This window comes from Acidimicrobiales bacterium (genome assembly GCA_034521975.1).
In the GTDB taxonomy this organism is placed as follows: domain Bacteria; phylum Actinomycetota; class Acidimicrobiia; order Acidimicrobiales; family SKKL01; genus SKKL01.
On sequence record JAXHLR010000007.1, the window covers coordinates 14496 to 39965 of the forward strand.

28 protein-coding genes and 1 pseudogene are annotated in these 25470 nt (G+C 68.6%); 17 read left to right on the forward strand and 12 right to left on the reverse strand.

The features are described from left to right. Nucleotides 1-47: 47 nt before the first annotated feature. From ectA to U5K29_13040, 7 genes are all read left to right on the forward strand, one after another. Nucleotides 48-611: a diaminobutyrate acetyltransferase gene (ectA, locus tag U5K29_13010; GenBank protein MDZ7679456.1), complete on the forward strand. Its 564-nt coding sequence runs from the start codon at nucleotides 48-50 to the stop codon at nucleotides 609-611. A gap of 16 nt (nucleotides 612-627) precedes the next feature. Beyond that, entirely contained in the window at nucleotides 628-1935 is a 1308-nt protein-coding gene (gene ectB / locus U5K29_13015; protein ID MDZ7679457.1) for a diaminobutyrate--2-oxoglutarate transaminase, read from the forward strand. After that, nucleotides 1932-2318, forward strand: coding sequence for an ectoine synthase (locus U5K29_13020; protein ID MDZ7679458.1), 387 nt, complete (start codon nucleotides 1932-1934; stop codon nucleotides 2316-2318). Before ectB ends, U5K29_13020 begins: the two co-directional genes overlap by 4 nt. Nucleotides 2319-2331: 13 nt before the next feature. Continuing rightward, nucleotides 2332-3231, forward strand: coding sequence for an ectoine hydroxylase (gene thpD / locus U5K29_13025; protein MDZ7679459.1), 900 nt, complete (start codon nucleotides 2332-2334; stop codon nucleotides 3229-3231). A gap of 81 nt (nucleotides 3232-3312) precedes the next feature. Next, entirely contained in the window at nucleotides 3313-4719 is a 1407-nt protein-coding gene (locus U5K29_13030) for a sensor domain-containing diguanylate cyclase (protein ID MDZ7679460.1), read from the forward strand. A 99-nt stretch (nucleotides 4720-4818) separates the two neighbouring features. Then, complete coding sequence (locus U5K29_13035) at nucleotides 4819-5862, forward strand: NAD(P)-dependent alcohol dehydrogenase (protein MDZ7679461.1); 1044 nt, start codon at nucleotides 4819-4821, stop codon at nucleotides 5860-5862. Between the two features lie 77 nt (nucleotides 5863-5939). Then, on the forward strand, nucleotides 5940-6143 hold the full coding sequence (locus U5K29_13040) for a hypothetical protein (GenBank protein ID MDZ7679462.1): 204 nt from the start codon (nucleotides 5940-5942) through the stop codon (nucleotides 6141-6143). Between the two features lie 158 nt (nucleotides 6144-6301). Here U5K29_13040 and U5K29_13045 read toward each other — a convergent pair whose 3' ends face one another. From U5K29_13045 to U5K29_13060, 4 genes and pseudogenes are all read right to left on the reverse strand, one after another. After that, nucleotides 6302-6733 carry a thiamine pyrophosphate-dependent enzyme gene (locus tag U5K29_13045; GenBank protein ID MDZ7679463.1) on the reverse strand — a complete coding sequence of 144 codons (432 nt, stop codon included), beginning with the start codon at nucleotides 6731-6733 and terminating at the stop codon, nucleotides 6302-6304. 271 nt (nucleotides 6734-7004) lie between these two features. Further along, nucleotides 7005-7955: pseudogene (locus U5K29_13050) on the reverse strand (thiamine pyrophosphate-binding protein). Between the two features lie 88 nt (nucleotides 7956-8043). Continuing rightward, entirely contained in the window at nucleotides 8044-10098 is a 2055-nt protein-coding gene (locus U5K29_13055; protein MDZ7679464.1) for a diguanylate cyclase, read from the reverse strand. Between the two features lie 53 nt (nucleotides 10099-10151). Continuing rightward, nucleotides 10152-10517, reverse strand: coding sequence for a PAS domain-containing protein (locus tag U5K29_13060; GenBank protein ID MDZ7679465.1), 366 nt, complete (start codon nucleotides 10515-10517; stop codon nucleotides 10152-10154). Between the two features lie 282 nt (nucleotides 10518-10799). Here U5K29_13060 and U5K29_13065 point away from each other — a divergent pair, with 282 nt between their 5' ends. From U5K29_13065 to U5K29_13095, 7 genes are all read left to right on the forward strand, one after another. Next, nucleotides 10800-11927 (forward strand): hypothetical protein, encoded by a 1128-nt coding sequence (locus U5K29_13065; protein ID MDZ7679466.1) that lies wholly within the window; start codon nucleotides 10800-10802, stop codon nucleotides 11925-11927. Then, nucleotides 11917-12687 (forward strand): hypothetical protein, encoded by a 771-nt coding sequence (locus U5K29_13070; GenBank protein MDZ7679467.1) that lies wholly within the window; start codon nucleotides 11917-11919, stop codon nucleotides 12685-12687. Before U5K29_13065 ends, U5K29_13070 begins: the two co-directional genes overlap by 11 nt. After that, the gene (locus tag U5K29_13075; protein MDZ7679468.1) at nucleotides 12684-13214 is read left to right on the forward strand and encodes a hypothetical protein; all 531 of its coding nucleotides are present in this window, start codon (nucleotides 12684-12686) and stop codon (nucleotides 13212-13214) included. Before U5K29_13070 ends, U5K29_13075 begins: the two co-directional genes overlap by 4 nt. Nucleotides 13215-13381: 167 nt before the next feature. After that, on the forward strand, nucleotides 13382-13735 hold the full coding sequence (locus U5K29_13080; GenBank protein MDZ7679469.1) for a hypothetical protein: 354 nt from the start codon (nucleotides 13382-13384) through the stop codon (nucleotides 13733-13735). A 19-nt stretch (nucleotides 13736-13754) separates the two neighbouring features. Continuing rightward, nucleotides 13755-14126: an STAS/SEC14 domain-containing protein gene (locus U5K29_13085; protein MDZ7679470.1), complete on the forward strand. Its 372-nt coding sequence runs from the start codon at nucleotides 13755-13757 to the stop codon at nucleotides 14124-14126. Then, the gene (locus tag U5K29_13090) at nucleotides 14116-15495 is read left to right on the forward strand and encodes a diguanylate cyclase (protein MDZ7679471.1); all 1380 of its coding nucleotides are present in this window, start codon (nucleotides 14116-14118) and stop codon (nucleotides 15493-15495) included. The genes U5K29_13085 and U5K29_13090 overlap by 11 nt, the downstream gene beginning before the upstream one ends. 226 nt (nucleotides 15496-15721) lie before the next feature. Next, a complete protein-coding gene (locus U5K29_13095) occupies nucleotides 15722-15955 on the forward strand; it encodes a hypothetical protein (protein ID MDZ7679472.1) in 234 nt (77 codons plus the stop codon). Here U5K29_13095 and glnA read toward each other — a convergent pair. Both glnA and glnII read right to left on the reverse strand, forming a co-directional pair. After that, a complete protein-coding gene (gene glnA, locus U5K29_13100; protein MDZ7679473.1) occupies nucleotides 15943-17367 on the reverse strand; it encodes a type I glutamate--ammonia ligase in 1425 nt (474 codons plus the stop codon). The genes U5K29_13095 and glnA overlap by 13 nt on opposite strands. Before the next feature lie 73 nt (nucleotides 17368-17440). Next, nucleotides 17441-18439: a glutamine synthetase GlnII gene (glnII, locus tag U5K29_13105; GenBank protein ID MDZ7679474.1), complete on the reverse strand. Its 999-nt coding sequence runs from the start codon at nucleotides 18437-18439 to the stop codon at nucleotides 17441-17443. Nucleotides 18440-18599: 160 nt separating this feature from the next. On the opposite strand from glnII, the gene U5K29_13110 reads away from it, so the two are divergent. After that, nucleotides 18600-19934 (forward strand): glutamine synthetase family protein, encoded by a 1335-nt coding sequence (locus tag U5K29_13110; GenBank protein ID MDZ7679475.1) that lies wholly within the window; start codon nucleotides 18600-18602, stop codon nucleotides 19932-19934. Nucleotides 19935-19940: 6 nt separating this feature from the next. Further along, nucleotides 19941-20621 carry a response regulator transcription factor gene (locus U5K29_13115; protein MDZ7679476.1) on the forward strand — a complete coding sequence of 227 codons (681 nt, stop codon included), beginning with the start codon at nucleotides 19941-19943 and terminating at the stop codon, nucleotides 20619-20621. Between the two features lie 102 nt (nucleotides 20622-20723). On the opposite strand, the gene U5K29_13120 is transcribed toward U5K29_13115, so the two are convergent. The 6 genes from U5K29_13120 to U5K29_13145 all read right to left on the reverse strand — a co-directional run bounded on the left by U5K29_13120 (nucleotide 20724) and on the right by U5K29_13145 (nucleotide 24217). Next, nucleotides 20724-20924, reverse strand: coding sequence for a cold-shock protein (locus tag U5K29_13120; protein MDZ7679477.1), 201 nt, complete (start codon nucleotides 20922-20924; stop codon nucleotides 20724-20726). Nucleotides 20925-21037: 113 nt separating this feature from the next. After that, nucleotides 21038-21196: a hypothetical protein gene (locus U5K29_13125; GenBank protein ID MDZ7679478.1), complete on the reverse strand. Its 159-nt coding sequence runs from the start codon at nucleotides 21194-21196 to the stop codon at nucleotides 21038-21040. A gap of 10 nt (nucleotides 21197-21206) precedes the next feature. Next, on the reverse strand, nucleotides 21207-21554 hold the full coding sequence (locus tag U5K29_13130; GenBank protein MDZ7679479.1) for a RidA family protein: 348 nt from the start codon (nucleotides 21552-21554) through the stop codon (nucleotides 21207-21209). Nucleotides 21555-21577: 23 nt separating this feature from the next. Continuing rightward, the gene (locus U5K29_13135; GenBank protein MDZ7679480.1) at nucleotides 21578-22960 is read right to left on the reverse strand and encodes a 2Fe-2S iron-sulfur cluster-binding protein; all 1383 of its coding nucleotides are present in this window, start codon (nucleotides 22958-22960) and stop codon (nucleotides 21578-21580) included. A gap of 173 nt (nucleotides 22961-23133) precedes the next feature. Continuing rightward, complete coding sequence (gene erpA / locus U5K29_13140) at nucleotides 23134-23454, reverse strand: iron-sulfur cluster insertion protein ErpA (protein ID MDZ7679481.1); 321 nt, start codon at nucleotides 23452-23454, stop codon at nucleotides 23134-23136. Nucleotides 23455-23518: 64 nt separating this feature from the next. Further along, entirely contained in the window at nucleotides 23519-24217 is a 699-nt protein-coding gene (locus U5K29_13145; GenBank protein MDZ7679482.1) for a helix-turn-helix domain-containing protein, read from the reverse strand. Between the two features lie 40 nt (nucleotides 24218-24257). On the opposite strand from U5K29_13145, the gene U5K29_13150 reads away from it, so the two are divergent. After that, nucleotides 24258-25460: an Mrp/NBP35 family ATP-binding protein gene (locus tag U5K29_13150; protein ID MDZ7679483.1), complete on the forward strand. Its 1203-nt coding sequence runs from the start codon at nucleotides 24258-24260 to the stop codon at nucleotides 25458-25460. Nucleotides 25461-25470: the final 10 nt, after the last annotated feature.

Genomic DNA, 25470 nt, shown 5'->3' on the forward strand with positions numbered 1-25470 from the left:
GCAGACCAGCTGTGCTCGGGTCGATCGTTCGACATGTTCGACTTGGTATGGCGCGACCTGTACGCGACAACTCCGAGACCTTGAACCTCCCAGACGACGAACCAGCGTCGATCACCATCCGGTCCCCGGCTCCCTCCGACGGCCACTCGATGTGGCTGCTGGCCAGCGAGCCCGGCGGACTGGACCTCAACTCGCCCTACGCCTATCTGCTCGCGGGACACCACTTCGCTTCGACGAGCGTGGTGGCCGAAGCAGCCGACGGTCGCTTGGCGGGGTTCGTCCTCGCCTACATCCCACCCGACCAGACCGACACCGTGTTCGTCTGGCAGGTGGCGACGAACCCCGACTTCCGGGGCAGGGGCATCGGACGGCAGATGCTGCACGCGGTCATCGACCGGGCGCTGCCACGCGGCGTCACCTCGATGACCGCCACCGTCACCCCGTCCAACGAGGCGTCACGAAAGCTGTTCAACGCGGTCGCCGGCGACCGCGGCACCGGGTGCACCGAGCGACCCTGCTTCGGTGCCGAGCTCTTCCCCGGCGACGACCACGAACCCGAGCACGAGATCTACGTCGGCCCGTTCGGCGGACCCGACGGCAACGACCACTAACGGAGGGACCACCCCCATGTTGGACATCTTCACCACCCACGAGTCCGAGGTCCGCAGCTACTGCCGCAACTGGCCGACCGTGTTCGAACGGGCCAAGGGTGACCACATCTGGAACACCGAAGGCCGCCAGTACATCGACTTCTTCGCCGGGGCCGGCACGCTCAACTACGGGCACAACCCCGAGCCGATGAAGTCGGCGCTCATCGAGTACCTCCAGAACGACGGCATCACCCACAGCCTCGACGCCCACACCGTCGCCCGCGGCAAGTTCCTCGAGGCCTTCCACGCCACGATCCTCGAGCCCCGAGGGTTCGACCACAAGGTGATGTTCCCCGGCCCCACCGGCACCAACGCGGTCGAGGCCGCGCTCAAGCTGGCGCGCAAGGCCACCGGCCGCGACACCGTGGTCAGCTTCACCAACGCCTTCCACGGCATGACCCTCGGCTCGCTCGCCATCACCGGCAACTCCATGAAGCGCCAGGGCGCCGGCGTGGCCCTCGGCAACGCCGTCGCCATGCCCTACGACGGCTTCCTCGACGGCCCGGTCGACTCGATCGAGTACTTCGAGGCGTTCCTCGAGGACAGCGGCAGCGGGGTCGAGGTGCCCGCGATGGTGATCCTCGAGACCGTGCAGGCCGAGGGCGGCATCAACGTCGCCGGGTTCGACTGGTTGCGCCGCCTCGCCGCGCTCTGCGAGCGACACGGCATCCTGCTCGCCATCGACGACATCCAGGTCGGCTGCGGTCGCACCGGGCAGTTCTTCAGCTTCGACGACGTCGGAATCACCCCCGACATCATCTGTCTGTCCAAGTCGCTCAGCGGCTACGGGCTGCCGCTGGCGGTGACGCTCATGCGTCCCGATCTCGACGTCTGGAGCCCCGGCGAGCACAACGGCACGTTCCGTGGCCACAACCCGGCGATGGTGACCGCCACCGCCGCCCTCGAGCACTGGCGTACCGGCAACTTCGCCGACGACGTCCGGGTGAAGGGCCAAGAGGTCGGCGACACGCTGGTCGAGATCACCGAGACCCACCCCGAGCTCGGCGGCGAGGTCAAGGGCCGCGGGATGATCAAGGGCATCGCCTTCGACGACCCGGCCGTGGCCTCGCGCATCGCCCGCCACGCCTTCGAACGGGGGCTCATCATCGAGACCGCGGGCCCCGACGACGAGGTGCTCAAGCTGCTCCCGCCGCTCACGATCGAGCCGGATACGCTCCGGGAGGGCCTCGGCATCATCGCCGAATCCGCCCGCTTCGTGGCCGAGCGCCTCGACACCGATGCCAGCGGCGCCGTGAGCGCCGGAACGAAGGGAACCGATTCGTGATCGTCCGCACACTCGCCGACATCGAAGGCACCGACCGCGCCGTCGAGGGCCCCACGTTCGTGAGCCGCCGCCTGCTGCTGGCCGGCGACGGCGTGAAGTTCTCGTTCCACGACACCGTGCTCTATGCCGGCACCGTCACCAAGATGTGGTACCAGAACCACGTCGAAGCGGTGTACTGCATCGAGGGCGACGGCGAGCTCGAGGACCTGGTCAACGAGAAGGTCTATGAGATCGGGCCCGGAACCCTCTACACCCTCGACGGCCACGAGCGCCACATCCTGCGTGCACACTCGGACCTGCGGATGATATGCGTGTTCACCCCAGCCCTCACCGGGCAGGAGCTCCACGACGAGAACGGAACGTATCCACTGATCACATCCTGAGGAGGTGCTCAGCGTGACCACCGTGGTCGATGCCTACCCATCCAGGGTTGCCAACGAGCCGTCGGTCACCGAACGACGCGAACCGATCATCCACCACCCGGCAGGGACCGCCTCCCCCGGCCCCGCCAGCCACGAGGCGCTCGTCGAGTTCGAGCGCGACGGCTACATGGTGATGGAATCCCTCTTCTCCCCCGACGAGATGGACGCCTGCCTCGACGAGCTGGACGCGCTCAGCCGCGATCCCGAGGTGCGCCGTCGGCCTGAGACGATCACCGAACCCAACGCCGACGCGATGCGTTCGGTGTTCGCCGTGCACCGCACGAACCAGCTCTTCTCCGAGCTCGCCCACGACCCACGTCTGGTGGAGATCGCCGAGCAGATCCTCGGCAGCGACGTCTACATCCATCAGAGCCGGGTCAACCTCAAGCCGGGCCTCACCGGACAGCCGTTCTTCTGGCACTCCGACTTCGAGACCTGGCACATCGAGGACGGCATGCCCCGCATGCGGGCCGTCAGCGCCTCGGTGGCGCTCACCGACAACACCGAGTTCAACGGGCCGCTCATGCTCATCCCGGGCTCTCACCGCTGGTTCGTGTCCTGTGTCGGGGAGACCCCCGAACGGCACTACGAGACCTCGCTGCGCCGCCAGGAGATCGGCACGCCCGATGCCGACACCCTCTCCCGGATGGTGAACCAGGGCGGCATCGTCGCCCCGAAGGCCAAGCGGGGCTCGGTCATCTTCTTCGAGTGCAACACCTTGCACGCGTCGGGGGTCAACCTCGCCCCGGCACCGCGGAGCAACGCCTTCTTCGTCTACAACAGCGTGGAGAACGAAGTCGGCCGGCCGTTCGGCACCGTCGAGCCCCGACCCGAGTACCTGGCCAGCCGGGAGACCATCACCACCCTCCGGTGACCTTGCCCCTCCGGTGACCTCTCCCATCCGGTGACCTTGCCCCGACGGGCGTTCGCTCCATCGGCGTGCGATCCTGACCGGGTGACACGATCCGAGACCCCGCCCGCCGGTGGGTCCGCGCGCCCCGACTTGGTCGACGAGGCGTTCCTCGCCGACATGGTGCGGGCCAGCTTCCATCCCTATGTCGTGTTGGCAGCCGACGGCACCATCCTCTTCGCCGGCGATGCCGTCGACGACCTGATCGGCATCCCGGCGGACCAGCTCGTCGGCACCAACATGGCCGATGTCTTGGATCCCGAGAGCCGCGATCGGGCCATCGAGGCGTTCCAGGAGTTCACCTCACCGGATCGGCCGACCACGGGCTGGGTCGGGCCGGCACTGACCATCAAGCTGCGCCACGTCGCCGGGCACAGCATCTCGTGTCGTGCCCTGGCCGTGCCCTCCGGAAACCCCGAGTTCGACGGGCTGGTGCTGTGGATCCGCCGCACCGAGTCCAACGACCGGCTCGACGCCGCCATCGCCTCGCTGGTCCAGGGCGACGACGTCGAGACCACGTTGTCCCGCATGCTCGAGTTCGCCTCCGAGCAGATGCCCTACTCGGTGGGCGCGGCGGGCCTCGGCTTCGACGGCTCGTCGTTCACCACCGTCGTCGCCGACCCCCGAGCGCCACGGCTTCTCCCCAACCAGGAGATCCTGCCGCTCGAGGACTCGTCCACTCCCTGGCGGGTCGTCCTCGACGGCAACAGCGAGGTGCACGTCGACGCCGACGACCTGGCCGAGCCGATCCGTACTGCCGCCGCTCAGGCCGGATTCCTGGGATGCTGGGCGTTCGCCCTCGACCAGCGAACCCCTCACCGCGACGTGCTGGTGTTCTGGCGACGGGCACCCGGCGGTCCCGGACCCCACCTCACCGAGGGCATCGCCCGCATCATCCGGCTCATCCAGCTGGCCCTCGAGGGCGACCGCACCCGACGGCTGCTCGAGAAGCAGGCCAACACCGACGAGCTCACCGGTCTCGCCAACCGTTCGCTGCTCTACGCCGAGCTCGAGGTGCTTCGCGACCACCCACCCGATCGACCCTTCGGCATCCTCTACTGCGACCTCGACGACTTCAAGCCGATCAACGACGAGCTGGGCCATTCCATGGGCGACCGAGTGCTGCAGATCGCGGCGCGACGCATCGCCGGCCAGGTCCGCGCCGACGACCTGGCCGCCCGCATCGGTGGCGACGAGTTCGCGGTGCTGTGCCCTGGCACCACCACCGAGGCGTTGTCCCAACTCGCCGACCGTGTCATCGGTGCCTTCGCCGAACCGATCACGGTCCAGGACGAGGAGATCAGCCTCGGCATCAGCGTGGGGGCGGCGCTGCTCGACCCGACCGACCACCCGATCGATCCCAGCCGGGTGCTCGACCGCGCCGACGGTGCGCTGTTGCAGGCCAAGGCCAGCGGCAAGGGCCGATGGAAGGTGGCCACCCACGGCTCCTAGACCAGACGCCGACGGGTGACCTTCGCCCCTTGCCCCGAGGTCCCGGTTGACCGACGCTGGGGGTAGCGCCACGACTCGCGTGACGGGAGGAGCCCCACGATGCAGGCACTACGACTGACCGCATGGAAGACCGACCCCGAGCTCCAGGAGGTCGACGACCCCGACCCCGGTCCCGGCCAGGTGGTGATCCGCGTCGGCGGTTCGGGTGCCTGCCACTCCGACCTCCACCTGATGCACGAGTTCGAGGAGGGTGTCGTTCCGTGGGGACCGCCGTTCACCCTCGGCCACGAGAACGCCGGCTGGGTCGACGCGATCGGTGCGGGGGTCACCGGGCTGTCGATCGGCGACCCGGTGGCCGTCTACGGGCCGTGGGGATGCGGGCGATGCATCCGTTGTCGGCTCGGCATGGAGAACTACTGCGAGCGTCAGGCCGAGTTGGGAGCTGCAGGCGGAGGCCTCGGCCACGACGGCGGCATGGCACCACGCATGCTGGTCCCGAGCGACCGCTGGCTCGTCCCGCTGGGCGATCTCGACCCGGTCGAGGCCGCGCCGCTCACCGACGCCGGTCTCACCCCGTACCACGCCATCAAGCGGTCGCTCCCGCTCCTCGGGCCCGGGTCGACCGCGGTGGTCATCGGCGCCGGCGGCGGGCTCGGCCACATGGGGGTGCAGATCCTCAAGGCCCTGACACCCGCCACGGTCATCGGTGTCGACCAGCACCAGGCGGGACTCGACCGCGCGACCGCGGCGGGAGCCGACCACGGGGTGATCTCCGACGACCAGGCCGCGGCCACCATCACCGAGCTGTCGAAGGGCAAGGGCGTCGATGTGACCGTCGATGTCGTCGGGGCCGACCCGACGCTCGCGCTCGCCGCCGCGATCACCCGTCCCCTCGGTCATCTCACGATCGTCGGCATCGGCGGGGGCACCCTGCCGATCGGCTTCTTCTCGATCGCCTACGAGGTGTCGGTGGCCACGACCTATTGGGGGACCATCCCCGAGCTGATGGAGGTCATCACCCTTGGGGCCCAGGGCAGGATCACGCCCCACGTGCAGCGGTACACGCTCGCCGACGCCATGAGCGCCTACGAGGCCATGTCCGCCGGCACCCTCGACGGCAGGGCGGTGATCGTCCCCGACTAGGGGCCCCATGGTTGGCTTCGCCATGGCCCGCTACGACGCCCGCGAGCTCTGACACCACCGTCGATAGCCTTGAGGGGGTGCAGCGCTACGACCTCCAGGGACACCCGATCGTCGAGCCCCGAGCCCCGGTCGGCGCCGCCATCCTGGCCACCCTGTTGCTCGGTGTCGCCGACGTGCTCGAACCAAAGCCACCGCGCGACCTCGGCGCCGAGGTCGTCGCCGCCCCCACCGACGAGCCCCGGATCGATCTCGACTTCGGTCCCCTCGACCCGCTCCCCTGACCGTCGCGGGTCGCTTCGGTGCTGCCTGTGGAACAGGGTTGCCGACCCGGCTCTCTTCTGTGAAGACGTTCCAACCGTATGGGTTGGAAACCCTTCGCGGAACGCGGCGGCAGGGGCGGGGCTGGGCGCAGCCGTGGGGCGGGAGGTCGGGAGCCCGATCAGACGTAGGTCGAGCCCTTCATGCCGTCGACGTCCTTGCGGATCTCCACGTTGACCAGCGCCGGCTTGCCCGAGGCCAGGGCCCGCTCGATGGCGGGGACGATGTCGCCGGGCTTGGTGACGTGCTCACCGTGGCCACCGAGGGCCTCGACCACCTTGTCGTAGCGGGTGTAGGTGAGCTCGGTGGCGACCATCCGGTCGGCGCCGTAGAGCATGGCCTGCGGGCGCATCATCTGACCCCACGCGGCGTCGTTGCCGACCACCCCGACGATCGGGAGACCGAACCGGACAGCGGTGTCGAACTCGAACCCGTTGAGGCCGAAGGCGCCGTCGCCGTACACGATCAGCACCCGCTTGTCGGGGTTGGCGATCTGGGCGGCGAGGGCGAAGGGCATGCCGACCCCCAAGGTGCCGAGCGGCCCGGGATCCATCCACGTGCCCGCGGTCGGGCACACGCAGGACCTTCGATGCCTGGGCCACGATGTCGCCGCCGTCGCCGATGACGATCATGTCGGGGTCCGACTGCACCACCTCGGCGATCGACGCGCACAGCCGCAACGGGTCGATGGGATGCTCGTCGCTGCTCAGCTGGGCGTTCAGCTCGGCCTCGGCCCCGTCCTCGATGGCACGCAGGCGTAGCGACCAAGAGGAGTGGTCGATCGGGTCGTCACCGGCGAGCAGCGCCTCGCGCAACGCATCGAGGTTCACTCCGAGGTTGCCGACGAGGCTCACGTCGGTCGAACGGTTCTGTCCGATGAGGGTCTCGTCGAGGTCGAGCTGCACGAGCTGCGTCTCGGCGGGGATGGATGCCCCGTACTTCATGCGGAAGTCGAGCGGGGTACCGGCCAGCACCACGAGGTCGGAGTCGGCCAGCGCGTCCTTGCGACTGCGGTTGAAGAACTGGGGATGGCTCATCGGCAGCTGGCCGCGGCCCATGCCGTTGGTGAAGCAGGGGATCTTGGTCGCCTCGACGAAGCGACGCAGGGCAGGACCGCCCTCGGACCACTTGAGTGCAGTACCGGCCATCACCATGGGGCGCTCGGACAGGGCCACCAGCCGGGCTGCCTCCTCGATCCGGTCGGGTGGAGCAGCCGAGGCCACCCGGTAGTCACGGAAGCGGGGCATGACCGTGCGATCGAGGTCGACGGGCCCTCCGAGGATGTCCATGGGGATCTCGAGGAACACCGGGCCGGGCACGCCCGACATCGCGTGGCGGATCGCCACCTCGAGGTACTCGGCGATGCGATCGGTCTGGTAGCAGGCGTCGGCCCACTTGGTGATCGGCCGCATCACCGACACGTGGTCCATCTCCTGCAGCGAACCGCGCCGCAGGTTGTTGAACGGCCCCTGGCCGCCGATGACCACGATCGGCGAGTTGGCCCGGAACGCGTTGGCGACACCGGTGACGCCGTCGGTGACCCCGGGGCCCGCGGTGAGGATGGCGACCCCCACCCGGCCGGGGTTGAGTCGTGCCCAGGCGTCGGCGGCGTGAACCGCGGCCTGTTCGTGGCGAACGTCGACCACCTGGATGTCCTCGTCGAGGCAGCCGTCGTAGATCGCCATGACATGGCCGCCGGAGAGGGTGAACACGCACTCGACCCCCGCTGCCTTGAGCGCCATCGCCGCCAGTCGCCCTCCGTGGGTGGTGGTCATCTCGTCCTCTCCTGTGCCGCGTACTCGGTCGTGAGGTTCGTGACCGCGACGCTACTCAGCCAGCCCGACGAGTGCTCGACCAGTGTGACTAGCTCGAGCGGACGAATCTGGCCTTTCCGGAGTCCTTCGCGGCGTACATGGCGGCATCGGCGCGGCGGACCAGCGCCTCGAAGGTCGTGGCCGAGTCCCCGGCTTGCGCGATCCCGATGCTGGCCGTGAGTTGATGAGGACCACCGTCGAGGACGAACGGCTCCTCCAGCGCCTCCACCAGACGAGTGCCAACACCCTCGACGCCCCCCGAGCTCGGGGGACCGGTGACGATCACGATGAACTCGTCCCCTCCGATCCTGGCGCAGGTGTCGGTGGCCCGGAGCTGGCCGGTCACACGATCGGCGAACTGTCGCAACAGCTCGTCGCCCACAGCGTGGCCGAGGGTGTCGTTGATGTCCTTGAAGTCGTCGATGTCGACGAACAGCACCGCCACCTGCTCGCCGCTGCGCTCGCGCCGAGCGAGGGCCAGCCGGCCCCGGTCCTCGGCCAGCATCCGATTGGGCAGACCGGTGAGATCATCATGCAGCGCCCGGTGTCGCATCTGCTCCACCAACCGAGCGTTCTCGAACGCGGTGACCGCCTGGTCGGCCAGGCCTCCCAGCCGAGCCACCACGTCGGACCTGGAGCGCCCGAGCGGTCGAGCGAAGGCGGCGGTCGCCACACCGATGACCTGCTCACCGTTGGTGATGGGGATGACGGCCACCTCGCTGGCGCCGTCCGAGCCGATCGCCGGCACAAGCTGGTCGGAGATCTCGTCGCTCGCCAGCATGAAGGGGTCATCGAGCCCGCCATCACGGTTGAGGTACTCGGTCAGATCGACCGAGGCGAACTGGGTGCCCGACACGAGCTCCTTGCCGGCAGCGTCTCGGGCATCGACCAGGCGCACCACCCCTCTGATCGAGTCGAACAACCAGACCGTCGCCACGTCACACGCCGACGCGGCGGGCAGCGCGATGCAGAGGTTGCGGGCGACGGTCACCGTGTCGCCGGCTCGGGCGAGGGCCGAGGCAAGGTCGAGGAGCGCCCCGGAGGTGTCGCGATCACGGCGCGCCGAGTCGAGGGCGGCCACGATCTGGATGGCAGATCCCGCGTAGCGCGCATAGGAGCGCAGCACCCGTTGGTCGACGACCGAGCCGGTTGCGCCCGGGGGAAACCCGGCCACGAGGTGTCCATAGGTGTGATCACCGTGACGGACCTTCACGACCACGTACTGCTCGCCCAGCCGCTCCCCCGCCTCGAGCATGTCGATGAGGACCTCGGCATCGTCGCCCTCGAAGCCCACCTGGTGGACCATCCGCTCGCCGTTCTCTGCGAGTCGGACGGCGAGCACGTACTGGGGCGCGCCGACGGTGAGGCCGACGTTGGTCACGACGCGGTCGAGCACCTCGTCGATCTCGTGGGCATCGACGAGATGAGCGGACAGGGCGTGCTGCGCCTCGAGCTGTTCCAGCATGGTCGCACCCCGCACTGCGCGCTCCTCGGGTGCATGGTCGTGGGTGCGGCTGGGATCGGGGCGCCAGGCGATCCGGAACCGGCAGGCAGGCGCACCTCGACCCTGGCACTCCACTTCGGCCGAGGTTCCGAGATTGCCGAACAGCGCGGGCAGCGAGGCGAAGTAGCCCGCGGTGAAACCACAGGAGAATCGGTCCGGTGGGACCCCGTCGCCATACCGGCCCTCGATGAGGACGTGGGAGTCAGACGACTCGACGACGGTCATGGTCCGGCCGACCGACATGCGCGACGAGTAGTCGGCCATCACCGTGCATGCGACTTCGGTGGTACCACAGGACTGGACCAGTTCGGCGACGCTCCCACCGAGGGTGTCGCGAAAGGTCTGCTCGCCGACTCGTCGTCCGAGGTCGACGTCGCCGGTCACCTCGAACGCGGCGGTGGCGAGCTCGGTGAACTCCTCACGGCTCCACCAGCGATCGGTGCGTGCGAGCTCGTCGATCTCGGGCGAGCCTGGCATGTGCCGGGTCAGCTCGACGAGCCCTTCGGGGCCGAGCGCGGTCTCGACGTACCCCAGCACCGCCCGCGCGATCGTGGGGTTGACCTGTCGCTGCGTCGACTCCCCCACTCGTGCGTTGCTCACCGCTATCTGATCGGCAGCGCATCAATCCGATCGAGGCCTACTCGAAGGTACGTTCACTCATATCCTGCGGGTTCGATGTCGGTCACCGCGATCACGACCCGGCCCTGAGCGTCGTCGCGTTCGGCGCGTATCGACCACCGGGTCCAGCGATGGCCGCCGTTGGCGGTGATGTGATGGTCATCGACCCGACTCCCACCGGTGGCGCCCACGGCCTGGACTCGGTGCAGGACCACACGCTGTTCACCGGACCGGAGGCAACGCAGCCACCCGCTCCCGAGCGACGCCCCCGAGTCGAGCTGGGTGAGATCGCTCCACGCTTGGTTGCTCTCGGTGACCCAACCGTCGGGATCGGCGACCAGCACACCGACGGGCAACGAATCGGCATCCAGCCACGCCGCCCGCGAACCAGCGGTGGACACCTCCAAACCTCTCCCCCGACTGGATCTCGCCCGCCACGGCCGTGCCCGCGATGGGTAGTCGTTCACAGTGCTCATCAGGTCGGTCGGTCCTTCCTTCTTCCAGGAACAGGACCTCACCGGGGACTGGGGCGAGCGGACGCCACTCGACGCCCGGACCGGGACATTACAGCCTGGCAGCAGGACGCACAACTGCCACAGAGGGCCACCGTGGTGCGCCGAGCTGCCCTGCGAAGCGCCAGCGGGCAGCAGCGAGGACCAGCTCCGTATGCAAGCATCTGCACCATGCCCGATCCCAGAGTCGAGGAGCTCGATGCGCAGATCGACCTCTTGGAGACGTTGCGCGACTTCGACGCCGAGCTGAAGGACTTCAGCTCCTGGCTCGACACGCTCACCAAAGGGCCCAAGACCGGCGACCTCGCGGCCGACTTCGAGATCGGCCAGATGCGCGATCTGCTCCTCAAGCTCTCCGACCAGCTGGGGCACTACACCGATCCACTCAACCAAGCCTCGGCACTCGCCGGTCGGATCAGCGGCCTGGTCACCGCGCTGGACGCCATCTCGACCGCGGCGTCGAACCCCGACGCTCCTCCAGATCAGATCATCACCGCGCTCGGCGACTTCATCAGCGGGCTCAACTCGGCCCTGCCGCTGCTCGGCCGCGTGTTCGGCGGACTCAATCCGGTCGTCGGGGTCTACATCCTGCTCCTGGGCGAGATGATCAAGGGGATCGCCCGGTCGGTCCAGGCCATCGCCCGTCAGGTCGAGGTCCGCAACGACGCGATCGACATGTTCGACGACGTGATCGAGGGTCGCTACGACCTCCCCGACCAGGACCAGGTCGAGGAGGATCAGGCCCAGGACGCGCTCGAGGCCGAGCTGACCGATCTCTACCTGCGCCGGGCGCGGCTCGAACGACAGCTCCGCGAGACCGACTATCGCAACGCCCTGCGCATCTGTCTGCGCCGCCGCAACCAGAACGAGAACATCTACGAGGGTGACGTCGCCGAGCTCGAAGCCCACCAGGATGAGTGGGCGCACCCTGACGACGATCTCCACGTATCGCGACCTGACCGACGCCGAAAAGGAGCGTCTCGATCGCCTCACCGAGATGATCGAACGTCGTCGTGCTCAGATCCAGGAGATCCAGCGCTGTGTGCGCGAGTTGCTCGATCAGGTGCGGATCTGGCGGGGTGGCGCTGCGGTCATGGGAGGAGGCTGCCTGTGGGCGCTCATCCCGTTCCTGCTCGTGTCGGTCCTCGGCGTCGGGGCCCTGGTGGTGCTCGGGGGAGACGACGGATCCGACACCGCGGTGGGGTCCCCCGCACCGCCCTCCTCGTCCACGACCTCGGCACCGTCGTCGACGTCCTCGTCCACGACCTCGAGCACCGAACCCCCGCTGGTGCTCGATGACCTCGTCACCGAGCACGGCTCGATCGCCCAGATCCTGTTCGACGCGGGTGCGACCCTCGGACAGATCGACTCCATCGTCGCCCGATTCGCACCCGACGACGATGCCGGGGTGCCCCAGTTCATCTACAGCATGGAGGGGCACGACGTCACCGGCAACGGCGAGCCGGGCATCGACATCGCCGACTGGTACCTGGGCGAGCTCGACACCACGTTGCTGCCCGGCCTCATCGACGGCGCGCTGCCGTGCGGCCTCACCGGCACGCGGGTCGTGGTGTGCCCGGAGGGTCGATCCGACGTGCCCGAGGGTCCGGTCGTCGTCGCGGCCATGCGTCTGGCCGGACCGGTCCCGCTGTCCGGCTCGGACCGCCAGTACATCTACTCGGCAGTGTTCGAGACCGACGGCGATCCCACCAACGACTGGATGCCACAGGATCCATACGGCTGGGACTACTTCCAGGGGACCGACCGGTGGTTCGAGGGGTTCGGGATGCTGTCGTCGCAGCAGTGGGAGCTCGATGTCGTGGCGGTGTCCAGCACCCAACAGCAGTCCATCGCGCCGTCCGACGCGGTCCTCGTCGTCGACGGCGACGCGGCGGCCTTCTTCATCCCCGCCGGCGAGGTCGGTGGCACCGACGGCCTCTGTGGCAGGCTCACGGCCTTCGTCACCGACGGCAGCTACTCCCCCGAGGCCTCCGCAGGCGACATCAGCGGCGGGGCGCCCACAGCACCGCTGTGGAACCTGGAGGGCGCCGAGTGTTGAGCACCGCCGAGAAGGCGCGGAACGCGCTGCTGGGCTCCCTCGCCGGTGTGGTCGTGGTGATCGGGGTCGCGCTGCTCACCGGCGACGAGGCGGATGAGGCGGCGGGATCGTCGGAGACCACGACCACGGCATCGGTCGAACCGCCGGAGGAGACCACGACGACCGAGACGGTCGAATCGCCAGAAGAGTTCGCCGAACGACTCGCGAGCGCGATCCGCGACGGCGATGCCACCTTCCTGTTCGACCGCCTCGCGGAGGAGACGCTCGAGCGCTACGGCGCCGACCAGTGCGAGACCTACACGACCGGCCTTCACGACGAGCAGTTCGCGCTCGAGCTCCGCGAGGTGGCCGCGAAGCAGGATTGGGTGTACGAGACCGACGGCGTCTCGACGACGGTCGATGACGTGACCGCCCTCGAGCTGGAGCGCACCGACTCGCGCGGCGAGACCATCATCCAGGAGATCCATCTGGCACGACGCGGCACGGTGTTCCACTGGTTCACCGACTGCGGCGTCCCGGAGGGATAGTGGTCGTGTCGCCGCCGAGCGCATCATCGCGGGCTGTGGTGCAGTCGCACAGTCCAGCTGGCCGGATCACCCACCCATCGTGCTTGCTGCGGACCATGGACACAGTTGATCCGCGCTGGTTGACTGGGCCTGCTATGGCTGACCACATCGGGGGTGACAGGTTCGGGGTGTCTGTGACCGACGGGGGTGTCGTGCGTGTCGACCTCGCTGATGGCGCCGACATCACAGGTAGTGACGCCGAGTCGATCGTCGCCGCGATCGTTTCCCTGACCGCAGGCGTGCACAGCCCGCTGCTGATCGACTTGCGTTCGGTCGGGACGGTACGGCGACCGGCCCGCAATCTCTTTGCAGAATTGAACGTCGCCTCGCGGGTGGGGTTGCTGGTGGGTTCGCCCCTGAGCCGGATGCTTGCGAGCTTCGGCCTCGGCCTGAACCGACCCGAGCGTGGCATCCCAGTGAAGGTCTTCGAGGATGAAGCGTCCGCCCGGCATTGGCTGCTCGATCAAGGGGATGGCGCGTGATCTCCAACTCGCCAGTGCCGTGACTGATCACATCAGCGGCGAGAAGTTCGAGGCGCATTTGGTCGAGGACGGGCTGGTCCGCTTCGGCTGGACCGAGGGTGCCACGATCTCGCCGGCTGACGCCCAGGCCGTGTTGGATGCCTTCGCGACCCTCACGGAGAACGTGGCCACTCCGGTCTTGGTCGATCTCCGCAATGTGGCTGCCGTCGACCGCGAGGCTCGCAGGATGTTCGCTTCCACCACCGCGATGAACCGCCAAGCGCTGTTGGTGGGTTCGCCGTTGAGCAGGACCCTCGGGAACTTCTTCGTCAAGCTGAGCCGTCCGGCGATGCCGGTGAAGCTCTTCGACGACGAGGCTGCCGCGGTCGCCTGGCTACACGATGATGGGTGACGATCCTCGACCAGCCGACGGCACCCCACACGCCGCCACGGTGGTCGAACGTCTCGCCTCGCTGCTCGAGACGGTCAGCGCGTTCGCGGCGCTGGACTTCTCCCGCCCAGCGGCCATCAGCCCGGCCGGTGACATCGTGGATGCGCTGGCGTCGGGGATCAACATGCTCGGCGAGGAGATCGAGGCCTTCACACGTGAGCTCGAGGAGCGTGTCGCTGAACGCACACAGCAGCTGGACCAGCTGACCCGCGACCTGCAGGCGGAGATCGTAGAACGTCGTCGTAGCGAGGCGGCGGTTCGCGACACACAGGAGACGCTGCGAGAGCGGCTGGCCGAGGTTGAACGGCTCAACCAGGAGATCACCCAGCTCACCGACCTGACCAAGCTGCTGCAGGTGTGTGCGACCCGGCAAGAGGCCTTCGAGGTCCTTGCTCAGGCCGCCCCCAAGCTGTTCCCCGGCACCGAAGGCGCGGTCTACACGTTCGTCGCGTCACGGGATGTCGTGGAGATGGTCGCTTCCTGGGGCGGGTTCGTCTCTTCGGCGACGATTGCCTCGGGCGATTGTTGGGCACTACACCGCGGGCAACTCCACACGGCGAAGAACGACCACGGGCGTCGTTGCGCCCACACCGAGATCGACTGGTCCGGGAACCAGCTGTGCATGCCACTGCTCGCACATGGCGAGGTGCTCGGGCTGCTCCATCTGCGGTACGGGACCGACACCGACGGGCAGCAGCACGACAGGTCCGCTGACGGTGCGCCCCACCGCAGTCACGAGCGACTGGCTGTTGCGGTGGCCGAACAGATCGCGTTGTCGCTCGCGAACCTCGAACTACGGGCGGCGTTGCTGGCCCAGTCGATCCGCGATCCCCTGACCAACCTGTACAACCGTCGCTACCTGGACGAGACCCTGGCACGTGAGCTGAAGCGCGCCGAGCGCGCGGGGTCGTTCGTGTCCTTCCTGATGATCGACATCGACTGGTTCAAACCGTTCAACGACACCTACGGCCACGATGCCGGTGACACGGCACTACGCCAGGTGGCGGTGACCCTGCGTGACCAGGTCCGTTCCGAAGACGTGGTCTGTCGCTTCGGCGGCGAGGAGTTCGCGATTGTCATGGCTGACGTCGACACCGCGGAGGCTGCCACCCGTAGCGAGCACCTGCGCACCGCGATCAGCAAATCCGAGCTTCACTGGCAGGGACAAGCACTGGGCACGATCACCGCCTCGTTCGGTGTGGCCACCTACCCCTACCATGCCGACACCAAAGCCGACCTCCTCCGAGCGGCCGACGTTGCGCTCTACCAGGCCAAGAACAACGGCCGCAACCGCGTCACGATCTACGTTTCGCCAAGCGAGACCACCTGACACCGGCTGGCCATGCAGGAGCCCGATATGGACCTACCCCGGTCTCACGGACGGGTTGGTTGTGGGGTGATCATGGCGGGCGGCGGTGGTCCGTGAGCAGCCCTGATGGCGGCCGAGTCGGAACTCATCCCGGATCCGGGTATCGACCGACCTAGTCGGGTTCATCGACGCACAGGAGCCGCAGCTGATCCACTACGGCTTCTACCTCGACGAGGCGTCATCACGAATGACGGTGGTCGCGGTCCATCCCGACCCGGCGTCAGTTGAACTGCACATGGAGGTGGGGGGACCGGCGTTCCGAACGTTCTCGGACCTCATCGAGATGGAGGGGATCGAGGTCTACGGACCAGCAAGCGAACGGATGCTCGAGCAGCTCGAGGCCAAGGCGGCGGCGCTCGGTGAGGACGGCCGCGTCGTGGTCACCGATCGCTATGCCGGGTTCAGCCGTCAGATGTCGTAGTAGAGCGAGAACTCGTAGGGGTGGGGGCGCAGGCGCAGGGCGTCGACCTCGTTCTCGCGCTTGTAGGCCACCCAGGTGTCGATGAGGTCGGGGGTGAACACGTCGCCGGCGAGCAGGAAGTCCTGGTCGGCCTCGAGCGCGTCGAGCACCTGCTCGAGCGACCCGGGCACCATGGGGACGTTGGCCAGTTCGGCCGGCGGCAGGTCGTAGAGGTCCTTGTCGACCGGGTCGGGCGGCTCGATGCGCTTCTGGATCCCGTCGAGACCGGCCATCATCATCGCCGCGAACGCCAGGTAGGGGTTCGACGTGGAGTCGGGGCAGCGGAACTCGACCCGCTTGGCCTTGGGGCTCTTCTGCGCGATGGGGATGCGACACGCCGCCGACCGGTTCCGCTGGCTGTAGACCAGGTTGACCGGTGCCTCATAGCCCGGCACCAGCCGCTTGTAGGAGTTGGTGGTGGGGTTGGTGAACGCCAGCACGGCCGGGGCGTGGCTCAACAGGCCGCCGATGTACCAGCGGGCGATGTCGGACAGCCCCGCGTACCCGGTCTCGGCGAAGAACAGCGGCTCGCCGCCCTTCCACAGCGACTGGTGCACGTGCATGCCCGACCCGTTGTCGCCGAAGATCGGCTTGGGCATGAAGGTGAGGGACTTGCCGGCCGCCCAGGCCACGTTCTTGAGCACGTACTTGAACGTCATGAGGTTGTCGGCCATGGACAGCAGGGTGGCGAAGCGGATGCCGATCTCGCCCTGACCGCCACTGGCGACCTCGTGGTGGTGCAACTCGGTGTCGATGCCGACCTCGTGCAGCGTGGCCGACATCTCCGAGCGCAGGTCCTGGTAGTGGTCCATCGGCGGCGCGGGGAAGTAGCCCTGCTTGGTGCGCGGCTTGTAGCCGAGGTTGGGGCCCTCATCGGTGCCGGTGTTCCACTGACCCTCGACGGAGTCGACCGCGTAGAACGCCGAGTTGCCGTTGGTCGCGAACCGCACGTCGTCGAAGATGAAGAACTCGGGCTCGGGCCCGAAGAACGCGGCGTCGGCGATCCCCGAGGCGAACAGATGGGCCTCGGCCTTGGTGGCGACATAGCGAGGATCGCGCGTGTAGCTCTCGCCGGTGACCGGATCGGCAACAAAGCAGTGCAGCACCGCCGTCTTCCGCCGACGGAACGGGTCGATGTAGGCGGTGTTGGGGTCGGCGACCAGCACCATGTCCGATTCCTGGATCTCCTGGAACCCGCGGACCGACGAGCCATCGAAGCCGTGGCCGTCCTCGAAGTGCGAGTCGTCGAGCAGGTTGGCGGGGATCGAGACATGCTGCATGACCCCGGGAAGATCGGAGAACCGGAGGTCGACGAACTCGCAACCCTCGCGTTCGACCAGCTCCAGCACCTCCGCGGGCGTGCGCTCCTCCATCAGACCTCCCATGACGCGGACTTCACCGGAGCTTAGGTGCGCAGCCGGCAGCGACCCCAATGGACCACCGGCGTCAGGCGAGCGCGCTGCAGCAGGTGTCGGTGATCAGGCGGGTCACCACGTAGGGATCGCAGTTGGCGTTGGGACGCCGATCCTCGATGTAGCCCTTCTTGTCGACCTCGACCTGCCACGGGATGCGCACCGAGGCACCGCGGTCGGAGACGCCGTACTTGAACTCGGTCCACGGGGCAGTCTCGTGCAGGCCGGTGAGACGCTGTTCGACCCCGGGGCCGTAGTTCTTGATGTGCTCCTCGGCCTTGGTGCCGAGCGCCTCGCACGCGGCGATGATCGGGTCATAGCCCTCGCGCATGGCGTTGGTGGAGAAGTTGGTGTGCGCACCGGCTCCGTTCCAGTCGCCCTGGACCGGCTTGGGATCCAGGGTGGCGGCCACCTCGAACTCCTCGCCGCAACGGTAGAGCAGCCAGCGGGCGACCCAGATCTGGTCGGACACGTCGAGCGGGCTCGCGGGGCCGATCTGGAACTCCCACTGCCCCATCATCACCTCGGCGTTGGTGCCCGAGATGGCCAGGCCCGCGTCCATGCAGGCCTTGGTGTGCATCTCGACGATGTCGCGACCCCAGATCTCGTCGGCACCGACACCGCAGTAGTAGGGGCCCTGGGGGCCGGGGAAGCCGCCCTGGGGCCAGCCCAGAGGATGGCCGTTCTGCAGGAACGTGTACTCCTGCTCGATGCCGAACCAGGGCTCCTGATCGGCGTAGGTCTCGGCGGTCTCGGCACAGGCCGCGCGTGTGTTGGTGGGGTGGGGGGTCATGTCGGGCAGCAGCACCTCGCACATGACCAGCTTGTCGTTGCCGCCCCGGATCGGGTCGGGATAGACCGCGACCGGACGCAGGACGCAGTCCGAGTTCGCGCCCGGCGCCTGGTTGGTGCTCGATCCGTCGAAGCCCCAGATGGGAGGTTCGGTTCCGACCGGAACCACCTTCGTCTTCGATCGGAGCCGTCCTGTCGGCTCGCTTCCGTCGATCCAGATGTACTCAGCCCGGTAGCTCACTCGTGTTTTTCCTCTCAACGGTGGGATTGGGGGGCCATGGGGCCCGTCGCCGATGACGGTAGGCAGCGGCCGTTTCCCCGCCGTTGCACCTGTATGAACGCTATGTGAACGGACGTGGATCGAGGACGAGTCACACCGCCCCACGTGGCACCATTGCGCCATGGAACGCCAGCAGGACTACGTGTTGCGTACGGTCGAAGAGCGCGGGGTCCGCCTCGTGCGGCTCTGGTTCACCGATGTGTTGGGCCAGCTCAAGTCGTTCGCCATCTCCCCCGCCGAGCTCGAGACCGCGTTCGACGAGGGCATGCACTTCGACGGCAGCTCCATCGACGGCTTCTCCCGCGTCCAGGAGAGCGACGTGCTGGCTCGCCCCGACCCCAACAGCTTCGAGCTGTTGCCGTGGGCCAACGAGGACGGCACCACGGCCCGCATGTTCTGCGACATCGAGAACCCCGACGGCAGTCCCTTCGCCGGCGACTCCCGCCAGGTGCTGCGGCGCAACCTCGACCGAGCCCACGAGCGCGGCTACTCGTTCCTCTGCGCGCCGGAGATGGAGTTCTTCTACTTCGCCCACGGCGACCCGACCAGGGCACCCGAGCCGCTCGACACCGCGTCGTACTTCGACCTCACCACCGCCGATGTCGCCGGGAACATCCGCCAGCGCACCATCCACATGCTGGAGGCGATGGGCATCCCGGTCGAGTACTCCTTCCACGAGGACAGCGCCAGCCAGCACGAGATCGACCTGCGCTACACCGACGCGCTGTCGATGGCCGACAACGTGATGACCTTCCGGCTCGTGGTCCGCGAGATCGCGATGGAGCACGGCGCCTACGCCACCTTCATGCCCAAGCCACTCGCCGGCCAGCAGGGGTCGGGCATGCACACCCACCTGTCGCTGTTCGAGGGCGACACCAACGCGTTCTACGACCCCGACGACCCCTACAAGTTGTCCAAGGTCGGTCGGTCGTTCATCGCCGGTCTGTTGCACCACGCGCCCGAGATCACCGCAATGACCAACCAGCTGGTCAACTCCTACAAGCGGCTCATCATCGGCTACGAGGCCCCGGTGTTCCTGTCGTGGGCCCGCAACAACCGCTCGGCGCTCATCCGGATCCCGGTCACCAAGGCCGGCAAGGCGTCGTCCACCCGCATCGAGTTCCGCTCGCCCGACCCGGCGTGCAACCCCTACCTGGCCTTCTCCACGATGCTGGCGGCTGGTCTGGCCGGCATCGAGGGAAACTACGAGCTCCCACCCGAAGCCGCCACCAACGTGTTCGAGATGACCGACCTCGAACGCAAGGCCGCGGGGCTGCGGGCCCTGCCCCAGTCGCTGGCCGAGGCACTCGACGAGATGGAGCGCTCCGAGCTGGTGGCCGAGACCCTCGGCGAGCACATCTTCGAGTGGTTCCTGCGCAACAAGCGGGCCGAGTGGGCCGACTACAAGGCCCACGTCTCGCAGTTCGAGCTGAGTCGGTACCTCCCCAACTGGTAGCTCACCATGGAACCCCTCCTGCTCTTCCCCGACCCGGCTCCACCGGAGCTGGCCCAGGCGCTGGACCTGGGCGGCTACCCGTGGAAGCCCGCGGGCGACCAGATGTCGGTCGACCGCCAGGAGCCTCCCGACGGCTGGGCAGGAGCGGTGGTCTGCGCCGACACCGATCCCGAGGGCGCGTTCGCGGTGTGCCGCGAGCTCCGCAAGCGCGACATCCCCCTCGAACCGCTCCTCCTGCTGATCTCGGGCGCCCAGCTCGGCGACCTCGAGCTGCGCGACGACCTCTTCGACGACTTCCTGCTCACCCCGTTCCACCCCCGCGAGCTCGAGGCCAGGCTCAAGCACCTGTTCTGGCGCACCGGTCGCGGCACCCGACCCGAGCTCATCGAGTACAAGGATCTGGTCCTCAACCTCGAGACCTACCAGGCGGCCATCGGCGGGCGCCCGCTCGACCTCACCTACATGGAGTACGAGCTGTTGAAGTTCCTCGCTGCGCACCCCGGCAAGGTCTTCACCCGCGAGACGCTGCTCAGCCGGGTGTGGGGCTATGAGTACTACGGAGGGGCGCGCACCGTCGACGTCCACATCCGGCGCCTGCGGGCCAAGCTCGGCGAGGAGCACGCCAACCTCATCCAGACGATCCGCTCGGTGGGGTACTCGTTCGGCCAGTCGCGCTGGATGAGCTGACCCCGCCGGTCACAGGCCGCCGGATCACACGCCCGGGCCCACGCGGCGGTGGCCGCCCCGGAGGACGGCCACCACGTGTCGAGATCGTCGTTCAGATGATGGTCAGATGGGTCGAACGTCCTGGGCCTGGTCGCCCTTCGGGCCGGTCGTGACCTCGAACTCGACGGTCTGACCTTCGTCGAGCGAGCGGTAGCCACTGCCCTGGATCGCGGAGAAGTGGACGAACACGTCGCTCCCACCCTCGCGCGAGATGAAGCCGTAGCCCTTCTCGGCGTTGAACCATTTGACGGTACCGGTAGCCAAGACCGATCCCCTTTCGTCGTGCTGGGATCGGCGTTCGCCGGAAACCCACCTGTTGAAGCCTCGCCAGGCTAACCCACGAGCGCAGCGGCGAACAGGGGCAAGGGCCAGATCTTTCAGTTGTAGAGCTCGACCAGCTCGCTGCCCTCGTGCTCGACCTCGCCGTTGTTTCGCAGCAGCCAGCCGAGCAATCCGGCAGCGACCGCGCCCGAGATCAGCACCCCGACGGGGATGACGACGAGCAGTACCACGACGATGACGGCCGGTCCGATCATGGGCCCGATCCTAGGCCACGTGGGCCCAGGCTTCGACCTCGACGAGGGCGCCGATGGGAAGCTCGGCGACCCCGATCGCCGAGCGGGCGGGGCGATGGTCGCCGAAGAACGCGGTGTAGGTGTCGTTCATCAGCCGGTAGTCGCTCATGTGGCGGAGAAAGACGGTGGTCTTGACGACGTGGTCCTTGGTGGCCCCCTCGCCGGCCAGCAGCGCCTCCATGTTGACCAGGGCCTGCTCGAGCTGACCGGCGGTGCCACCGTCGACGAGCTTGCCGTCGACGATGCCGACCTGGCCGGACACGATCAGCCAGTCGCCGGCCCGGACGATCGGCGTGTAGGGACCGACTGGGGTGGCCATGGTGTCTCCTCGGTGGGGTGCGATCAGTTGGTGCGAACAGTCTGGCCGGTGGGCCAGACCGGGGGGAGACCCTGGTGGATCCACACCGCCGCGGCCACCGCGGCGAACACGGTGTCGGAACCGTTGACGGGCGGGCCGGGGCCGGGGTCGAGCTCGATCTCGATGGGTGGGGTGTCGACCGCCCGCAGGACGCCGAACGAGCGGATGGTCAGGTCGTGCACCGCGCCCGCGTCATCGACCGCCAACCCTTCGGAGGTGACCCAGCTCAGCGCCATGTGGGCGGCCCCGACGCAGTAGGAGTGCAGCACCACCTCGTCGAGCGGGTCGCCGCAGCTGACCCGGATCTTGATGGTGCCGTCGTCGACCGTGGCGGTGGCCCGGGATCCGTCGGGGCCGGTGATCGTCGCCTCGCCGGTGATCGTCGCCTCGCCGGTGATCGCCGCCCGCAGGATCGCGGCTTCGGCCCAGCCGGCGGCGCGGATCGCGGCCGAGGTCGGGGGCCCGGCGACCGACACCTCCTCGACCTCCAGCTCGGGAGCCACCGCGTGGATCGCGTCGACGATGCCCGGGGTGCGCGCCACCCGGATGACCCCGGTGCCGTCGGCCCGGATCCCGGCGGCGACCGGCGGCCGCTTCGCCCCCGATCGAACGGCGTCCTCTCGCGACACCACCACCCGCACCGCTCGATCGTGCTCGTCGGCGAGCCGGCGGGCGGCGCCGGGAGCGATGCTGTCGACCTTGGCCCCGAAGGCACCGCCGTTGGCCAGTGGGCTGGCCGGCTCACCACCGGGTCGGCACCACGAGGCGTCGGTCTCGAGATAGGCCGGTTCGACCCATGAGGTGCGGAGGGTGACCGCCCAGTCGCCGTCGGGCAGCTCGAGCGGTGGTTCGGCGTCGACGGTGGTTCGGCGCCCCTGGACCTTGCCCGCGGCCTGGCGGGCCTCGCCGAGGGACTCGGCCACGACCCAATCGCCGTCGGCGGTGGGCACCGCGACCAGCGCGTCGGCGGGGGCGGTGTCGTCGGCGAACCCGCCGGCGCCGAGGGCCACGTGGGGCCCGACAGCCTGGGGGATCCGGCCCTCGATCTCGGCTCGGCGGGCCGCGGCGTCGAGGTCGCGGCCGTCGATCGTGACCGGTTGCTCGCGGTGCTCCCAGGCATCGAGGATCGTGCGCCACCCGGTGCAACGGCACAGGTGGGCCTGCAGCGCCCGTTCGGCGTCGGCGATCGACGCGTCGGGCTTCTTGGCCGCCAGCCCGTGGAGGCGGACGATGATCCCCGGCGTGCAGAACCCGCACTGGCTGGCGCCGGTGGCGCAGAAGGCGTCGGCCCACCGCTCGCGGGCGGCGGGATCGATGCCGTCGAGGGTGGTGATCGAGCGACCCTTGACCCGACGAGCCGGGGTCACACACGCCACGCGCGGTTGGCCGTCGACGAGTACGGTGCAACACCCGCACTGGCCTTGGGGGCTGCACCCGTCCTTGGGCGTGCGCGAGCCGAGTCGGTCGCGCAGGACCTCGAGCAGCGATGCGCCGTCGTCGGCGACCTCGACCTGGCGGCCGTCGACCTCGAACTGGAGGGTCAGCTGAAGGACTGCCCGCAGCCGCAGGTGCGGCTGGCGTTCGGGTTGTTGATGGCGAAGCCGGCATCTTGGATGCCGTCCTTGTAGTCGAGCGTGGCGCCGTCGAGCAGCTGGGCGCTGGAGGGGTCGGACACGACCTTGACCCCCGAGTACTCGATCGCCATGTCCTCGGCAGCGACGTCGGTGTCGAAGAACATCTCGTAGCTGAAGCCCGAGCAGCCGCCGGGACGGACCGCGACCCGCAGCGCGAGCGACGCGTCGCCCTCGGCCTCGATGAGCTGCTTGACCTTGCCTGCGGCAGAATCCGTGAGCGTGATCACGCGGGGTCCTCCTCATACGATTGGACGTTGTCGATGCTATCGGTCGATGGGGCCATGTCGCGCATCAGGCCGGTACCGGAAGCTCGACCCGGCACGGTTGGCGATGGACCAGGGTGTTGAACGCCGACGGGCACGGTCCCCCGATGCCGTCGAGGAAGCCCTCGACCATGCCCTGGTGCAGGGCGCACACCACCGAGGGGTTCGACTCGGCCAGCTCGGCGAAGGGGCAGTGGGCGAAGGCGATGGTGGTCGTGTCGTCCTCGACGACGATCTCGGGGTCGAACCCCATCGAGTCGAGCTCGGTCATGAGCGCTTCGACCGGTGGGGAGCCCTGGTCCCATGGGCGGGCGTCGAGCTCTCCCTGGTCGCGCCCGGCGACGACCACCGCCTCGGGATCGAGCTCGGTGGACGAGGCGACGGCGAGCAGCATCCGGGCGATCGTGGGATAGGGCGACGGTTCGAGCCCGAGCGACGGAGCGTCGGGGGCGAGTGAGTACAGGTGCTGGGGACGCCCGACACCGCCACGGGTCTGGCTGCGGACCGAGAGGAGCCCGACCTCGCGCATCCGCTCGAGGTGGGGGCGCACCGTGTTGACGTGCAGGTCGAGCGAATCGGCGATCTCGGCGGTGGACATCGGGACCGGGGACCGGGCCAGCTCGAGGTAGATGGCATAGCGCGTGTTGTCGCCCAACGCCTTGAGGATGGCGAGGCGTGCCGGTCGGTCGCCGCTGCGGGGGGCCGCGGGGGATGGTTCCTGAGCCACGACGCAAGTTTACACGGCCGAGCCCGGTAAAATCGTCCCCATGGCCAACACGACCGACCGACCGACCCTCCCCACCGAGGCCGACGTCATGGAGGTGCTGCGCGGGGTGATCGACCCCGAGCTCGGCAGCGACATCGTCGACCTCGGCATGGCCAAGGGCGCCCGGGTGGACGACGAGGGCAGGGTGCGGGTCACGATCGCCCTCACGACCGCCGGGTGCCCACTGCGGGGCCAGATCCAGCGCGACACCAGGGCACGGGTCGAGTCGATGCCGGGCGTCTCGGAGGTGACCTTCGACTGGACCGAGCTCGATCCCGAGGAGAAGGCGGCCACCATGAGCCGGGCCCGGTTCAACGCCCAGGAGCACGCGCCCGACACCCTGATCCCCTCCACCACCCGGGTCGTGGCCATCGCCTCGGGCAAGGGAGGGGTCGGCAAGTCGTCGGTGACGGTGAACCTCGCGGTGGCCGTTGCCGCCAAGGGCTACACCGTCGGCGTGCTCGATGCCGACATCTGGGGGTTCTCGGTGCCCCGCATGATCGGGGTCGAGGGCCGCCTCGGGGGCGTCGAGGGCCAGGAGCCGGCCGAGGGCGAACGTCCTCGCATCGCCCCCATCGTCCAGGACGTCGGCGAGGGACGGCTCGAGGTCGTGTCGATGGGTCTGCTGGTCGACAACGAGGAGACCGCGCTGATGTGGCGGGGCCTCATGCTCAACCGGGCGGTGCAGCACTTCGTCGAGGACGTGCAGTGGGGCGACCTCGACTACCTGTTCATCGACATGCCGCCCGGCACCGGCGACGTTGCCATGGGTCTGGCCCGCATGCTCCCCCGCGCCGAGATGCTCGTCGTCACCACCCCCGCGGCCACCGCGCAGAAGGTGGCCATCCGGGCCGCGAGCATGGCGCAGAAGAGCCACGTTCGGGTGGCCGGAGTGATCGAGAACATGAGCGCCTTCATCTGCGATCACGGCGAGTCCTACCCGCTGTTCGGCACCGGCGGAGGCCAGATCCTGGCCGACGACGCCGGCGCGCCGCTGCTCGGTCAGATCCCGCTCGAACCGTCGGTCGCCCTCGGCGGCGACACCGGCACCCCGGTCGCGCTGGGCGACGGACCCGCCGCCGAGGCGTTCCGGGCACTGGCCGACCGCATCCTCGACGAGGCGATCCCGCCGGTCGAGATGGCCGGCTGCAGCGCCCACATGCTCGACGCCGCCGCGGCCGCGCTCGACGAGCTCGACCTGTAGCGGCGGCAGC

What these genes read in the sequence shown, in the direction of transcription:
- U5K29_13110 (MDZ7679475.1), top strand. Translation starts at nt 18,600, where the DNA reads ATGGAACGCCAGCAGGACTACGTGTTGCGTACGGTCGAAGAGCGCGGG.
- glnA (MDZ7679473.1), bottom strand. Translation starts at nt 17,367, where the DNA reads ATGGAGGAGCGCACGCCCGCGGAGGTGCTGGAGCTGGTCGAACGCGAG.
- U5K29_13095 (MDZ7679472.1), top strand. Translation starts at nt 15,722, where the DNA reads ATGACGGTGGTCGCGGTCCATCCCGACCCGGCGTCAGTTGAACTGCAC.
- U5K29_13150 (MDZ7679483.1), top strand. Translation starts at nt 24,258, where the DNA reads ATGGCCAACACGACCGACCGACCGACCCTCCCCACCGAGGCCGACGTC.
- ectB (MDZ7679457.1), top strand. Translation starts at nt 628, where the DNA reads ATGTTGGACATCTTCACCACCCACGAGTCCGAGGTCCGCAGCTACTGC.
- U5K29_13065 (MDZ7679466.1), top strand. Translation starts at nt 10,800, where the DNA reads ATGCCCGATCCCAGAGTCGAGGAGCTCGATGCGCAGATCGACCTCTTG.
- ectA (MDZ7679456.1), top strand. Translation starts at nt 48, where the DNA reads ATGGCGCGACCTGTACGCGACAACTCCGAGACCTTGAACCTCCCAGAC.
- U5K29_13130 (MDZ7679479.1), bottom strand. Translation starts at nt 21,554, where the DNA reads ATGGCCACCCCAGTCGGTCCCTACACGCCGATCGTCCGGGCCGGCGAC.
- U5K29_13090 (MDZ7679471.1), top strand. Translation starts at nt 14,116, where the DNA reads ATGATGGGTGACGATCCTCGACCAGCCGACGGCACCCCACACGCCGCC.
- U5K29_13115 (MDZ7679476.1), top strand. Translation starts at nt 19,941, where the DNA reads ATGGAACCCCTCCTGCTCTTCCCCGACCCGGCTCCACCGGAGCTGGCC.
- U5K29_13125 (MDZ7679478.1), bottom strand. Translation starts at nt 21,196, where the DNA reads ATGATCGGACCGGCCGTCATCGTCGTGGTACTGCTCGTCGTCATCCCC.
- U5K29_13035 (MDZ7679461.1), top strand. Translation starts at nt 4,819, where the DNA reads ATGCAGGCACTACGACTGACCGCATGGAAGACCGACCCCGAGCTCCAG.
- U5K29_13045 (MDZ7679463.1), bottom strand. Translation starts at nt 6,733, where the DNA reads ATGGATCCCGGGCCGCTCGGCACCTTGGGGGTCGGCATGCCCTTCGCC.